The 14,802-nt window shown below is 57.2% G+C and carries 9 protein-coding genes and 2 pseudogenes; 7 read left to right on the forward strand and 4 right to left on the reverse strand.

The window, feature by feature from the left end; translation table 11 throughout:
- Positions 1–15: 15 nt before the first annotated feature.
- The 3 genes from ACA073_RS26100 to ACA073_RS26110 all read left to right on the forward strand — a co-directional run bounded on the left by ACA073_RS26100 (position 16) and on the right by ACA073_RS26110 (position 7,004).
- Positions 16–1,047, forward strand: a complete 1,032-nt coding sequence (locus ACA073_RS26100; RefSeq protein WP_497400562.1) for a histone deacetylase family protein — start codon at positions 16–18, stop codon at positions 1,045–1,047.
- Between the two features lie 13 nt (positions 1,048–1,060).
- Entirely contained in the window at positions 1,061–2,161 is a 1,101-nt protein-coding gene (locus ACA073_RS26105; RefSeq protein WP_497400564.1) for a polyamine ABC transporter substrate-binding protein, read from the forward strand.
- Between the two features lie 226 nt (positions 2,162–2,387).
- A complete protein-coding gene (locus tag ACA073_RS26110; protein WP_497400566.1) occupies positions 2,388–7,004 on the forward strand; it encodes a dermonecrotic toxin domain-containing protein in 4,617 nt (1,538 codons plus the stop codon).
- A 51-nt stretch (positions 7,005–7,055) separates the two neighbouring features.
- On the opposite strand, the gene pdxR is transcribed toward ACA073_RS26110, so the two are convergent.
- Positions 7,056–8,600 (reverse strand): MocR-like pyridoxine biosynthesis transcription factor PdxR, encoded by a 1,545-nt coding sequence (pdxR, locus tag ACA073_RS26115; protein WP_497400568.1) that lies wholly within the window; start codon positions 8,598–8,600, stop codon positions 7,056–7,058.
- A 90-nt stretch (positions 8,601–8,690) separates the two neighbouring features.
- Between pdxR and ACA073_RS26120 the strand changes: the two genes are divergently transcribed.
- From ACA073_RS26120 to ACA073_RS26130, 3 genes are read left to right on the forward strand one after another with little or no spacing between them, the layout of a single operon-like run.
- A complete protein-coding gene (locus ACA073_RS26120; RefSeq protein WP_497400570.1) occupies positions 8,691–9,314 on the forward strand; it encodes an FMN-binding negative transcriptional regulator in 624 nt (207 codons plus the stop codon).
- Between the two features lie 9 nt (positions 9,315–9,323).
- The gene (locus ACA073_RS26125) at positions 9,324–9,770 is read left to right on the forward strand and encodes a GNAT family N-acetyltransferase (RefSeq protein ID WP_497400572.1); all 447 of its coding nucleotides are present in this window, start codon (positions 9,324–9,326) and stop codon (positions 9,768–9,770) included.
- Positions 9,771–9,787: 17 nt separating this feature from the next.
- Positions 9,788–10,459 carry a GNAT family N-acetyltransferase gene (locus ACA073_RS26130; protein ID WP_497400574.1) on the forward strand — a complete coding sequence of 224 codons (672 nt, stop codon included), beginning with the start codon at positions 9,788–9,790 and terminating at the stop codon, positions 10,457–10,459.
- A gap of 119 nt (positions 10,460–10,578) precedes the next feature.
- Here the strand turns inward: ACA073_RS26130 and ACA073_RS26135 are convergent.
- The 3 genes and pseudogenes from ACA073_RS26135 to ACA073_RS26145 all read right to left on the reverse strand — a co-directional run.
- A pseudogene (locus tag ACA073_RS26135) lies at positions 10,579–10,673 on the reverse strand (homocysteine S-methyltransferase family protein); the annotation flags it as partial.
- A gap of 3 nt (positions 10,674–10,676) precedes the next feature.
- Positions 10,677–10,955, reverse strand: a complete 279-nt coding sequence (locus ACA073_RS26140) for a helix-turn-helix domain-containing protein (RefSeq protein WP_497400576.1) — start codon at positions 10,953–10,955, stop codon at positions 10,677–10,679.
- The gene (locus ACA073_RS26145; RefSeq protein ID WP_497400578.1) at positions 10,952–12,277 is read right to left on the reverse strand and encodes a HipA domain-containing protein; all 1,326 of its coding nucleotides are present in this window, start codon (positions 12,275–12,277) and stop codon (positions 10,952–10,954) included. The genes ACA073_RS26140 and ACA073_RS26145 overlap by 4 nt, the downstream gene beginning before the upstream one ends.
- 347 nt (positions 12,278–12,624) lie before the next feature.
- Here ACA073_RS26145 and ACA073_RS26150 point away from each other — a divergent pair.
- A pseudogene (locus ACA073_RS26150) lies at positions 12,625–14,654 on the forward strand (autotransporter outer membrane beta-barrel domain-containing protein).
- Positions 14,655–14,802: the final 148 nt, after the last annotated feature.

A 14,802-nucleotide genomic window follows, 5' to 3' on the forward strand; every position in this document is an offset into this window, starting at 1 on the left:
TGCGGAGAACAAGAAATGCTGACGATCTACTCGGACGATCACCACCTGCACCACGGCCGTTGTGAATTGATAGACGGGCAACTCAAGCCCTGCTTCGAAATGCCTTCGCGCGCCGACCATGTGCTGGCACGGGTGCAATACCAGAACCTCGGCCCCGTTGAAGCGCCGAAGGATTTCGGCCTCGACCCGATCGGGCGTATCCACAGCCGCGACTACCTCGACTTCTTCAAAGGCGCCTGGGCCCGTTGGACCGAGTGCTACACCGACGGCGACTTGCTGCCCTACACCTGGCCGGCGCGCACCTTGCGCCGTATCAAGCCCACCAGCCTGCACGGCGAGCTCGGTTATTACAGCTTCGACGGCGGCGCCCCGATCACGGCCGGCACCTGGCAAGCGGCCTACAGCGCGGCGCAAGTGGCGTTGACCGCTCAAGCGGAAATCCAGCGCGGCGCCCGCAGTGCCTTCGCGTTGTGCCGTCCACCGGGACACCACGCCGCCAGCGACTTGATGGGGGGTTATTGCTACCTCAACAACGCCGCCATCGCCGCTCAGGCTTTCCTCGATCAGGGCCACAAGAAAGTCGCAATCCTCGACGTCGATTACCACCACGGCAACGGCACGCAATCGATTTTCTACGAACGCAGCGACGTGCTCTTCACCTCGATCCACGGCCATCCGGAAGCGGAGTTTCCGTTCTTCCTCGGCTATGAAGATGAACTCGGCGAAGGTGCCGGCGAAGGCTTCAACTTCAATTACCCGTTGCCCGCCGGCAGCGGCTGGGACACCTGGAGTGCAGCGCTGGAACAAGCCTGCAAAGAAATCGAAAGCTACGGTGCCGACATCGTCGTGGTTTCCCTGGGCGTCGATACGTTCAAGGACGATCCCATCTCGCAGTTCAAGCTCGACAGCCCGGATTACCTGGCAATGGGCGAGCGCATCGCCAGGCTCGGCGTGCCGACGCTGTTCGTGATGGAAGGCGGCTACGCGGTGGAAGAAATCGGCATCAACGCCGTGAACGTGCTTGAAGGTTTTGAAAGCGCTCAATGAGGAAACAACAACAATGAACAGACTCAAGCGTCTTATCGCGCCCGCGCTATGCGCCACGGTGCTCAGTGCGGCCGCTCACGCTGAAGAGCGAACGTTGCGCGTCTACAACTGGTTCGACTACATCACCCCCAAAGCGCTGGAAGACTTCAAGGCGCAGAACGCCCAGACCAAACTGGTCTACGACATCTTCGACACCAACGAAGCGCTGGAAGCCAAACTGCTGACCGGCAACTCCGGATACGACGTGGTGGTGCCGTCCAACGTGTTCCTCGCCAAGCAGATCGAGGCGGGTGTTTTCCAGCCGCTGGACCGCAGCAAACTGCCGAACTGGAACCACCTCGATCCGAAGCTGATGAAGCTAATCGAAGCCAACGATCCCGGCAATAAATTCGCCGTGCCCTACATGTACGGCACGATCCTGATCGGCTTCAACCCGGACAAGGTCAAAGCCGCGCTGGGCGACAATGCGCCGGTGGACAGCTGGGACCTGATCTTCAAGGAAGAGAACATCAGCAAGCTCAAGCAGTGCGGCGTTGCCCTGCTCGACTCGCCGTCGGAGATCCTGCCGCTGGCCCTGCAACACCTTGGCCTGGACCCGAACAGCAAGAAGCCGGCGGACTATGAAAAGGCTGAAGCGCTGTTGATGAAAATCCGCCCGTACGTCACCTACTTCCACTCGTCCAAGTACATGGCCGACATCGCCAACGGTGACATCTGCGTCGCCGTCGGTTACTCCGGCAGCTTCTCCCAGGCCGCCAACCGCGCCAAGGAAGCCAAGAACGGTGTGATCGTCGACATGCGCCTGCCCAAGGAAGGCGCGCCAATCTGGTTCGACATGCTCGCCATTCCGAAGGGCGCGAAGAACACGGAAGACGCCTACACCTTCATCAACTACTTGCTGCAACCTCAAGTGATCGCGCCGGTCAGCGACTTCGTCGGCTACCCGAACCCGAACAAGGACGCCACGGAAATGGTCGATCCGGCGATCCGCAACAACCCGAACCTGTACCCGACCGAGGGGGCGATGGGCACGCTCTACACCCTGCAACCGTTGCCGCGCGATGCTGAACGTGCGCGGACCCGGGCCTGGACCAAGATCAAGTCCGGTACCTGAGACTGTCAATTTGTAGGAGCGAGCTTGCTCCGGGCGGCGTTCCGACGATGGACGCCAACGATAACGCGTAAAACCAGATGCCCCGCGACGCCCTTGGGTTTTTCGCGAGCAAGCTCGCTCCTACAAAAGTCAGCTTTCTCCTAACTGATCAGCATAAATAATTACCGCCAACCCTGTCTCGCCGCTCCCTAGCATGGTCATTCCGAGGCTTAGGCCCTCAAAGACCATGACCGACCAGACAGGAATTCTGATGACACTTCCTCCACCATCCTCTGCTCCAGCACGCTCCCTCCAGCCCATCGACACTCCGATCACACAACTGAGCGTAGGGCCGACCTTTGCCGAAGTCGCTGCGGTACTGCTTCGAGACGCCCTGAAAAACCTTTACCCGGCGCTGGACATCGATCCGGATAATGCAATGGTCGGCGAGCCGGCATGGGACATTCTCGACGATGAAATCGTTGTCCGCCCTACCCGCTATCGATCACTCACCGATACGCTGATTGGCCTGGCTGTCGGAGAAGAGGCAACGGTATTCGTTGAAGGCTTGCATTTTCTCACCCGGCAGCCAGTGGCCATACCTGTCGTTCATTTGCCGGTGCAGATCGACAAGATCGGGCGCTTGCTCAATGAACTGGCAAAGGTCATGACCATTGCCTTCCAGGAACAATTGCTGGCGTTCTGGAGCACCACCGGCACCACGTCAGAACCCCGCTGGCGCGATCTGTCGAAAACGATGCAAAACGCATGGGACGCCGATGAATCCACAGGCTGGAGCGCAAAGGAGTGCGCCTTGGCCAGGCAGCTTTTCCAGAGCCCTGAACGCCAGAGCAACCCTTCAAGCGACAAAGACGCGCCCCGGGCTTACCTGATTCACGTAGACCAGGTCGATGGCACCGAAGTGAAGAACTTGAATGAAACCGCGACCGTTGTGCTCATCGGCAAGGTTGATGACAGCGAAGTCATCCTCGCGTATTCCCTGCTCAACGGTTATGAAAAATTCGATTCACAGGATGCGTTGGGCGAAGCGATTCCAAATCACCTGAACGCTTCATCCGGGCGCAAAGCCATCGAGTGGCGGTTGTACGAACCCGAGGGCAACATTTTCGATCATCAGGCGTGCTCGCTGATTGCCATGCAAGTCGACGCCATCGGCGCCCTCGACTTTTCAAAGCTTTCCACAGCTGACGATTCCGACCAGCCGGTGAATAACACACCCGGTACCGGCGGGTTGACACCCGGGAATACGCCTGGCCAATCCTGGTTCCAGCAAGCGATTCCCGACTGGCTCAAATCAGCGTCACCCACCGACCAGACGTTGTATGCCCGCTACATGAAGGATTTGTCGGCGCTGGTCAGTTCCCATGCCGGAAAGACCTATCAGGATGACATTGCACCCATCGCAGACTACGCATTGAATGCTCTGCGAACACAGGTGTTGAAGGACCACCCCGAAGCGTCGAATCTCAATCTTGAAGACATCCGTATTCAGATCAAGAGTCCGGTCGTCTGGGGGTTGTTTGTCGTTCCCGGAAAAGTCGACACCACTCAATTCAGTCTGGTGGAACTGGCGCTCCAGAACCTGATCGCCGTGCCTTCAGGCATCAAAACGCTGCAGTCTCACAGCCCCTTGCCGGCGTGGATGACAGTCGAATACATCGAAACACTCGTTACCACGGTGGACATCGGCCGCACCTACCCACAACTGATCAAAGACAAGTTGATTGATGACGCTGCGGAGTCGAACCGCCGAAGCCTGCTGTATACCAGTCAATTACGTCTTCAATTACCGCTGCTGGCCTTGCAGTGCAATATCCGCAAACAGGACGGTATAGACCAGCAGGGTTATCGCTATGTTGCCGCGCTGATGGAGCCTGAATCAGCGGACCGCAAAGTGGACGGGCAAACCATTGTTCTTCGCAAGCTGGCCTTCATACCCGAACTTCAATTGACCGACTCAGCGGATGTCGTCAGCAATATGTTCGTGATCGGTCCCGAAGATCCGGCCGCCGGCCCGTGCCTGCTCTATCGACCCCTGTCTGACCACCCGCTGTCTCAATACACATCACCTGATCAACTGCTGTATGCCATTCGACAAACGCCCTCACTGCGTACGTCCGTATTGACGTGGCTGCCGGATGGCGTGCGCGAGGATTACGCCCGCCTTGCCTTTCCCGGCCCGATCCCCTCCCCTTGGGCCGTGGTGGAATACCTGACGGATACCGTGAAAACGCTGAAAATGAGCGGCCCCATCAAACTGGGGCGCGAAACCGTCGAGGGTGATTTCCTTGCCGCTTTATTCAAGGCCAACGCTGACGCTTTGGTAACACTCGCCAATTCTCAATCGGTGTCGAACAGTGAAAGTCGCTGGGAAACGTTGAAACATGCAGGATGGTTGATCCTGAGCGCAGCCTTGCCTTTTCTGGGACGCACGGCAGGGATTGCAATGTGGATATGGCAGGTCATGGATGATCTGGAACAGATTGCGACGGATGATCAAAAATCCGATAGCGAGACAAAATGGTCTGCCTTCGTCGATCTGCTGTTGAACCTCGGAATGGCAATCACCTCGCACGCCATCAGTCGTCATCAACAATCCGGAAGCTCCCGTAGAGCCAATGCGCCCAAATCGCAGGTGACGCAAACACCGCCAAAACCAAGCATCAAAAAGCTTCCCCCGCTCAGCACGGCAGAACGCGCCTCCGATCAACACCAACCCATGCGCACGGTTGCAGCCCTGGCAAGCGCTCGCCAAAGCCTGGGCTCTCTATTGGCCACACTGAGCGTCGATAAGCCCGATGGATTGGGAAAGCCCATCGCCGAAGGTGCGCGCAAGGGCCTCTACCAACAAGGAACGCAGTGGTATGCCGAAGTTGCCAACAAGTGGTTCAACGTCTCGGTGGCGGGTGACGACGTATTTATTTTCAATACGGAGAAGTCCATAAGTTCCGACCTTCCCTTGATCGGTAACGTTGCCGGCACCTGGTATGTCGATCTTCGTCTGCGCCTTCGCGGTGGTGGAATCAAAAGCTCGAGGCAAAAGGTTCAGGTTGAGTCAGATTCAAGCACTGCATCACTGCGCGATGAGTTGATCGCGTTTGAACTGCTCAAATCCGAAAAACAGAAAGCGCTGCAAAAGGCCTACAAGGAGATGACAGAGGCGCCCAGCACGTCCAAGGAGGCCAAGCGCAAACTTTTCCAACAGACGTTGAGCTCACAGCGAAAAAGTTACGACGAGGCGCTGGAGACGCTGATCAAATGGTCCGAAGTCGGTCCGGTACCCGACTTCGGACAATGCAAGCTGGGCTATCTCAAGGCACAAATGGATTTCACCCTTGCCGACCTCAGCGAAAGGATTCCTTCGTTCACTTCAGCCCTTAACAAATCCCTGGAGCAAATCGAGCAGACAGTCGACACCGTCGAGCAACAACACGTTGACGACGCCGAGCAAATGATCACGATGAGTGAGGAAATGATCGAGCGCCTGGACTATATGCACACGCGTTTTACCGCGCTCAAGACGCTGGGACCGGAAGGGCTGGAACTGACCCGGGAAGCACGTGGAAAGCTGCCGGCGTATCAAAGCGACGACCTTCGACTTACTCAGCTGGATATGTATCGCCACCTTTGCCTGTCGTTGGACACCCTCCAGACCGTGCCTGAAGGATGGACCACGCTCAATCAGCTGATGGACATTGCCGCTGTCGCTTTTCAGAGCCTGCGCGACGCCATCAATGAACGCAGTGTGGTACGCCTGGACGAACAGATCGAATCACTGAGCAGCCTGACCGAACAGTTCACAGTCCTCAACGAACGCCTGACAGACTTTGAGCGTGAGTACAAAACCAACGTCCGCCCGGATCACCTGACCCGACTGCGCAGCAAGATCGGCGACTTCAAAAAGCGCGCAGTGAAACATCTGATACTCGCTGTCGATGAAAGAGATGCGTTAAGGCTGAAAAGCCCACCTTATGAACCTCGCCCGCTTCCCCAGCGAAAAATCATTCGGGCACTTCATTGGGGCGTCATCAGCGGTGAGCCGCGCTTGTCCGACACCGGCGAGGAAACCGACCGCGTCGATCTGAAACGGCCTTACTCGGATAAGCTCATTGTCTCGTTCCATCGCAAGGAAAACGGTACGTGGGCCCCCAACGAAAGGAGCACCGTCCTTTCAAAAATAGTACCGACACTGTCTTCGAGTATGACGACGGGCAACGCGTTGATCGAAGGCCTGACTGCGTTCAATGAACATGTCACGCAGCTCGTGCAAAACCCTGACCGGACACCCACCGGTATTGAGCTGCTGATGCGCCAACATGCCAGAAGGCTGACGCATATCAGTAGTGAGATCACCAAAGCATCCCGTCAGACGACCAGCACGCCGGGAGAAGAGCGTTTGGCCACCTCCCTGAGCACCCAACTGAGCAATGCCGCGAAAACACTTCAACAGTCGGCCACCGACACCATGCTTGGCATGATCAAGAAAAGGCCACCCACCGTAGAAAGCATCGAATGGCTCAAGAGCAGAAATCATATCTCTATCAAAAAAACGCTGAAACGCCGCAAGGTCAAGGACTCGACCGACGACTTTTTGGATCGGTATGAGATTCATGATCTGGCGAACAAGAAAACAGTGCTGTGGTATGCGGATTTTCATTATCCGACCAGTTGGAGAGCTGATCACGCTTACCTGTCCGCCCGTTTGAGAACACCCGAACAGATTAAATCCGGGGACAGGGTCGATGACCCTGCCGCACTGAACGAACATCAGTTGATTGATTTCTATCGCAGCGAAATCGCTGTCGATCAGGCTAAAGAACTGTTCTTCCCATCTCGTCCATAGTGAGTCTGCAAGCCGGGGCGTCCGTGACGCTCCGGCCTTGAACGCAGGCCATTACGTCCATACCCTTTTCAACTGCTCGAGCGCGGCATCGATCTTCGCTGGCGGGACCGCCGCAAATCCCAGAACCAGGCCTGCTCGCACTTGGTGCGGTGCCGTATCGGGCAACCAATAGGTGCTCAAGCCATTGACCTCGATGCCGGCACCGAGCGCTTGCAGGATCAGTTGTTGTTCGCGTTCGACACTGTCGACAGGGACCGCCACGTGCAACCCGGCCACTACGGCCGGCATGGCCCCAAGGCCTGGAATGTTCGTCGGCCATCCTGCCAGGAGCGCATCGCGTCGAACCAATGCCGCCCGGCGCATTCGACGAATGTGCCGCTGAAAGTGTCCAGCGGACATGAATTCGGCCATCACCACTTGAGTGCTGACCTCGGAATGCCGGACGTCCACCGCTCGGCGCTGAGAGAACGCCTGCACCAACGTGGGTGGCAACACCAGATAACCCAGACGCAGCGCCGGGAAAGCGACTTTGCCAAAGGTCCCGACGTATAAAACCCGTCCCTGCCGATCGAGCGCCGCCAACGGCGCCAATGGCGCACCGCTGTAACGGTATTCGCCATCGTAGTCATCCTCGACGATCCAGCCTTGGGTGCGCTCCGCCCAGGCGAGTAATTCAAGACGCCGCGCCAGGCTCATGACCACCCCGGTCGGGTACTGATGTGACGGCGTGACATACGCGAGACGGCAATCGCCGAGCGCGGCCAATCCGGAACAGTCGATGCCCTCACTGTCCACCGCGACGCCATGCAATCGGGCACCCGCGACCGCGAACGCATGACCCGCCGCCCGATAGCCTGGATTCTCAACCGCCACCCCATCGCCCGGCTCCACCAGCAGCTGTGCACAAAGGCTGATTCCCTGCTGCGCGCCACTGGTGATCACTATTTGTTCAGCGGTGCATTGCATGCCTCGCGAACTGCGCAAATAGGCGGCGATCAGCCCACGCAAACGCACGTCGCCCGCCGGATCGCCGTAACACAACTGCTGTAAATCCGGTTTGCGCCAAAAAGCCGCATTAAGCTTGGCCCAAACCTCAAAGGGAAACAGATCGAACGCCGGAACGCCGACGCGAAAAGCGCGGGGAGGACCGCTCGGAGGCGTCGCCAAATGGTTCTTTTCGACCCGCTCCAATGCGCCGCTGTGGATAACTTTACTGGATGAAACCACAGGCAAATCCAGCCAATTTGTGGATAAGGCTGTGGGTAACCCTGTTGACAACCCTGTGGATACTTTTGTGGATAGTTTTTTGGCGAGGAGCGCGCTTTGCGGTAATTTCGCGACATACGTCCCGTCACCGACGCGCCCTTCGATAAACCCTTCTGCATAGAGCTGATCGTAAGCCCGCACCACGCTGTTGCGGGAAATCGCCAGTGCTGACGCCAGATCGCGGCTGGCCGGCAATCGCGTGCCGCTGGCCAGTCGTCCGTCGAGCACACGCAAGCGCAAGGCCTGGTAGAGCTGACGACTCAGGCCCTGACGGCGATCAAGTTCGATACCCGCAGGGTTGAACGACAAGGAAAGCGGCGCATCCGTCATGGTAATGGACCTATGAATTTGGCCAGTAATGGCTCTTACAACAGACCAATAGCCTGCCTAGGATGAAGGCATTCGCCAAGGAATTTTTCTATGTACAACCCCAGCAGCTTTGCCATCAAAGATTTGGACGAACTGCAGCAGCAGATACTCGGCACCCGCCTCGCCGTGGTGGTCACCCACGGCGAGCAAGGCCTGCAAGCCAGTCATCTGCCGCTGTTATTTCGCCCGGACCAGGGTGCGAATGGCACCCTCTACGGCCACTTCGCCCGAGCCAATCCACAGTGGAAAGAATTGCAGAATGGCGCTGAAGCGCTGGTGATTTTTGCCGGTGCCGACGCTTATGTCAGCCCGGTTTTTTATCCGAGCAAAGCCGAGCACGGCAAAGTGGTACCGACCTGGAATTACATCGCGGTGCACGCTTACGGCACGGCTGAAGTGTTCACCGATGCCGATCGCCTGCTCAACCTGGTCAGCGCTTTGACCGATCGTCATGAAGCCGGCCGCGCTCAACCATGGACAGTCGCCGACGCTCCTGCTGACTACATCGACGGCATGCTCAAGGCCATCGTCGGGTTTGCGCTGCCAATCCAGCGTCTGGAAGGCAAACGCAAACTCAGCCAGAACCGCAGCGCGGCAGACATTGCCGGTGTGCGCGAGGGGCTTGCCGCGAGCCCCGATGCGCATGATCAGGCCCTCGCCCACTTGATGCGTTAAGGAACGAACATGAGTCAGATTGAAATCCGCCAGGTCACTGCCGACGATCACGCCGCGTGGCTGCCGTTGTGGCAAGCCTATCTGTGTTTTTACAACACCGAACTGCCTGAGGCGGTCACTGGCAGCACATGGCAACGCATGCTCGACTCGAATGAACCGACTCATTCGGCATTGGCCTGGGTCGATGGCAAAGCAGTCGGCATGGTGAACTTCATCTACCATCGCTCAAACTGGAGCATCGAAAACTCCTGCTACCTGCAAGACTTGCTGGTGACGCCCGAGACCCGTGGCACCGGCGTCGGTCGGCGGCTGATCGAATTCGTCTACACCACCGCCAAAGCCGATGGCTGCTGCAAAGTCCATTGGTTGACCCACGAAACCAATGCCACCGCGATCCAGCTCTACGAGCGCATCGCCGAACGACCGGGTTTCATCCAGTTTCGCAAAGCCCTTTAAGGTTCAAGGAGAACAGCATGTCGACTTCACTCGCGAACTGGAAAGGCGTCTCGGCGCCAACGGTTCAAACCATCGAAGGGCGTTTCATCCGCCTGGAAAAACTCGATCCGGCACGTCATGGCGACGGTTTGTTCAAAGCCCTGCAAGGCCCCGGCGCCGACCCGAAGCTCTGGGACTATTTGCCTTACGGTCCTTTCCCTGAGCGCAGCGCTTTCAATGATTGGCTGAACAACCATGCCGCCAACAGCGATCCGTATTTCTTCAGCGTGATCGACCGTGCGAGCGGTGACGTGCAAGGCATTCTCAGCTTGATGTCGATCGTCCCGTCCCAAGGCCGTATCGAAATCGGCCACGTCACCTTCGGCGCGCCGATGCAGCGTTCGCCAAAAAGTACCGAAGCGGTTTACCTGTTGGCCAAAGAGTCGTTCGCCCTGGGTTACCGACGCCTGGAATGGAAATGCAACAACGGCAACGCCCGCTCCAAGTACGCGGCGGAGCGGTTGGGGTTCAGTTTTGAAGGGGTGTTCCGTCAGCACATGGTGGTGAAGGGGCAGAACCGGGACACGGCGTGGTATTCGATTCTGGATTCGGAATGGCCGGTGGTTGGGGCTGGTTTTGAGCGGTGGTTGAGCGATGAGAATCAGGTGGGGTCGGGGCAGGTGAAGACGTTGGTGGAGTGTCGCGGGTGATCTTCAGCGCCTGAACGGACGCCTTCGCGAGCAAGCCCGCTCCCACACGGATTGCGGCTGACCACAGTTTTGTGATCAACGCATACCCCATGTGGGAGCGAGCCTGCTCGCGAATGGCTTTACGCTAAATTCTTGGCCAGCACAGCAATATGCTCCGGCCCAATCCCGCAGCACCCGCCCACATGGCTGGACCGCGTGCTTTCCAGGCAACCGCGGTTCAACTGATATCACGTCGAATCCGCACTACGCCCATCTTCAATCCAAACGGCCGGAATACCGCATTCAGCGACTTAAGTGTCTGATTCCCTTCCCCATGCTCAATGTGCACCAGCGTACGTACCGAAATTTTGCACATCTTCGCGAATTGGGTTTGGTGCAGGCCGGTGACCTCCACGCGTAATCGGCGGACCGCTTCGCCTATTTCAATAGTCCCTTCAACCAGCCCCTGTTGAATGCTTTCGATCAAAAGCGCCCGAACATCAATGGAGAGGGTCATTTCAGTCCCCAGTTTTTCAACCGTTGCTCAAGGTTTCTCAGCGCAATCCCCGGATGATTCATCGTGGCTTCGGGAAGACCGCTGGCGGTGAGAATGTCCGGCAAAGCCAACAAGTGATCGGCGTCCTCTCGCAATCTTTCGAACAGCGCCTCGGCGTCGCCGATAACTGCCAATGCATTACACACTTCTCGCCACTTGACCTCGCCGGCCACTTCCAGATCTTTGGGCCATTTAGTGGTGCGCGTAACGCCTTCGTCGTCCATCACCATGGGCGCCAGGTCGTAGATCGGAGCGAGGCGGAAGAAGTCTGGACCACGAACAATTGATGTGTTGCGTCCATGATTGTCCGAGTTGCCCAGAATTTTATTGATCAAATCGCGGCGCAGATAATCGGACACCAGTTCAGGAACCAGGTGGGCTTGTCCCGCTTGAGTCCACAGTCCAGCAAGCAGCTGGATCACCTCAAGATGATTCATATAGCTGCCAGGCACTGTCACACCGGCCAGCGAGTAGATGGATTCAACCGCCGACCGCTCAACCCCTTGAGCGGTCACTTTACGGTCAAAGCGCTTCATCCAGAGACTGGGTTTAGTCGCCTCCTCCAGCGCCAGCCCCTCTGCTTCGATCGTATCGATGCCCAGAACATTCAAAGCCTTGTAGTAGTGAAACTCGCTTCTGAGAATGACCTGATCATTTTGGGCCGCTTTGTTGCGAGCAAACTTCACAAACCAATGCTGCACGACTTGATCGTCGCTCAACACAGCATCCGGATATAGCAGGCCGTTCCTACCTTCTGACATCAGAAGCTTCGGGGCTTCGCCGCCCGCACCCGTCGCGCCGCCGATGGCTGCACCCTGCTCATAGGCGTACTCCAGAAAAGTGTTGTCGCGTGCGATCACTTCCGCACGACGAAAACCTATGGCGGGCCTGTCGTCTGCAAACTCAGCAGACTCCTTGATACGCATGTGGCCGATAGGTGCCGGAGTGCTGCGCCCCAATAGAAACAAATCAGCGCTGATACCGTCAGGCTTGTCTTGGCCGACACGTCCCATGAGAAAGCGTTTGGCGGCTCCGGCCGGGGCGATATCGAGCAGTAAAGCAGGTGCCTTTTTCAACGAAAAACTGTCCCAATCCAACGCCAGCCTGGCGCTGACCGCTTTAGAAAAAGGCGATGCCATGGACTCGAGATTGTTCGTCACGTAGTCGGTTTTGTAAGCGAATCGGCACGGACCTTCGAAACCCTTTTCCGGCTCGGTAAACACTAGCGTCATCGCGTCTAGCCAGTGACCCATGGCGTATACCTGCAACGTCAGTGCGTACATAACATCACCTGCAATTTAATGCGTTCAAACGTCCATTAATGGCTTACCAGATGCAATATAGTGCAGTTATTGGCACTTCACACGCCTTATCTACGCATTAAAATGCACTTGAGATTCGATTGGGATGTGGCAAATAAGTTTTTTGCTGTATGAAAAGTGCTCATTGCAAGATGATTTGTAGGTAAAAGCTGAGCTGGGGCATCGGCAGAAACCATCGTTGCATTACAGCCCGCGCTTTTTCCGAATGACAATCCGACGCTACCTGCGCTGCGCGCCGGACCCGGCTGACATCCGCAAAATCAGCCGCCTTTTAGAGTTTGGCCTCCTGTCAAAAGAGGCCGAACTCGATGCCCGTTCAACACACATACCGACTGAAACATCTCGCCTTGGCGATAGCGCTTGCCGTGGGCTGCGCTGAGGCTTCACTTGCCGAAACGCTTGCCGATGCATCGCCGTCTCCCCTTGTAGCACCGGACGAGCTGATCTCCCGACTCGACGCTTTCATCAGCCACACCGACATCCACTTAACTGCCATCAGTAAAGCTTCAGAGTGGACAGCTCTGAAGCTGGACGAACGCGATGATTTGGTTTCGGTGATAAATAAAGGGGTTTCAAGAAAGTTGGCGGATGGTGGCGAGGGCATGAACGTCTTGCAGCTCAACGCCGCGATCGGGGGCTCACTCGCAGATACCCGGAATTTCCGCATGCTGGAAGTTAAACAAGGTCGTTGGACGGCAAGTGGTGCCGGCGATTTTGACGACGGCGTGGTCGTTCGTTCCAATGCAACGCTTGTCAATGATGGGCACATCAATGGCGGAGCGATCACGCAAGGTACGTTGATCAACAGCGGCTCGATTGGCGGCCATATTTTCGTGGATGAAGCGGGCACATTCAGTGGCAAGGGAACAGTGGGCTCGCTGAACGTGCACGGCAAGCTTGTCGTCAATCGCGCGGAGGGAGCACCAACGGTAAAGGGCGATATGAGGTTTTCCAGCCCTGGCGTTCTCGCTTACGAGGTCAATCCAGATGGCCCGGGCGAGACCATTAAAGTGGATGGCACCGCCTACCTTAATAGTGCGACGCTGGAAGTCAGCGCATTAGCGGGCAAAGAATTACGCGACGGCCATCACATCATCATCGCGGCCGAACGGATTGACGGAAAATTCCGTGAGGTACTCGACGATCTCCCGCTCATTGATTTCACGTCGGAGAGTGACGGAAGAAACGTAGAACTGAAATACAAACGAAGCGAGGCCTCTCTAGAGGAGCTTACTGCGGGCAAAAACAGCGGGGAGTTCGCCCGCGCCAATGAAGAATTGGCCGCATCGACCACCAGCGAAAACGCCGCCATCAACGCTTTGCTCCGTTCCGACACCGAGACCATCGCCCAGGCCCTCGAAATTCTCGCCGGCGACAGCAACGGCAACCTGGGCAAGGCGACCTTGAACAGTGACGGCCCGATAGGCGCCACATTACTCTCGGCCATGCGCCAGCTCGATAGCACCCGAGTTTCAAATAATCAAAACGGCGCACCTCGTCTCGCGGCGGGCAGTGATGCCGCAGGCAGAATCTGGCTGCAGGCACTTGGACATAGCGGGAAACTGAGTCGCGAATATGACCCCTTGCAACATTCCACCCAAGGCTTGTTGGTGGGCGCCGATTGGCGGCTCGATGAGCAGTGGCGTCTGGGAGTGATGGGCGGCCAATCCCGTACGAGTCAGAAAAGCCGCGAACTCGACGGCAATCTGGACAGTTGGCACTTGGGCGCTTACGCCCTGCGCCAGGAAGGCCCAATGTCACTGCGCCTGGGTGCGACACACAACAGTCACGACGGAAGCAGCGCACGCCGAGTAGAGTTTTATGGTTTCAAGGATCGTCCCAAAGGCCGTTACGACGCCAGTACCCAGCAAGCCTTCGCGGAGGTGGGTTACAACCTGGGCCGCGCCAATGTCAGCATCGAACCCTTCGCCAGTCTTGGATACCAACGTTATCAGCGCGACAGCTTCACGGAAAAAGGTGGCGACGCAGCATTGAAAGTCCACGATCAATCCGAGGAAAACTTCAGCAGCACATTCGGCCTGCGTCTGGCGAAGCTCAATACGCTGAATAACGGTATGCAACTGACGCCGCGCTTTAGCGCTGGCTGGAAACACGCGTACGGCAAGGTTTACACCGAAACCAGGCAACGTCTTGTCGCCGGTGGCAACGATTACAGCGTCTACAGTGCGCCGCTGGATCGGGACAAGTTGAGGGTCGATGCGCGGGTGTGGATCTCAGGCTTTCCGCACGTAATACGCTTGGCGTAGGCCTTACAGGTGAAATGGGCAGCGATAGCCGCAGCCATGGCGTCATGGGCCAGTGGCAGTTGGCGTTCTGATCAACCACTGACACACCGCTGTACCTGTGGGAGCGGGCTTGCTCGCGAATGCGGAGTGTCAGCCAACATTGATGCTGATGGACCACCGCTTTCGCGAGCAAGTCGGATCGCCGCACCGCCGCTCCCACATTGGATTTTCTGCGCACAA

Source organism: Pseudomonas sp. LBUM1670, from assembly GCF_059695695.1.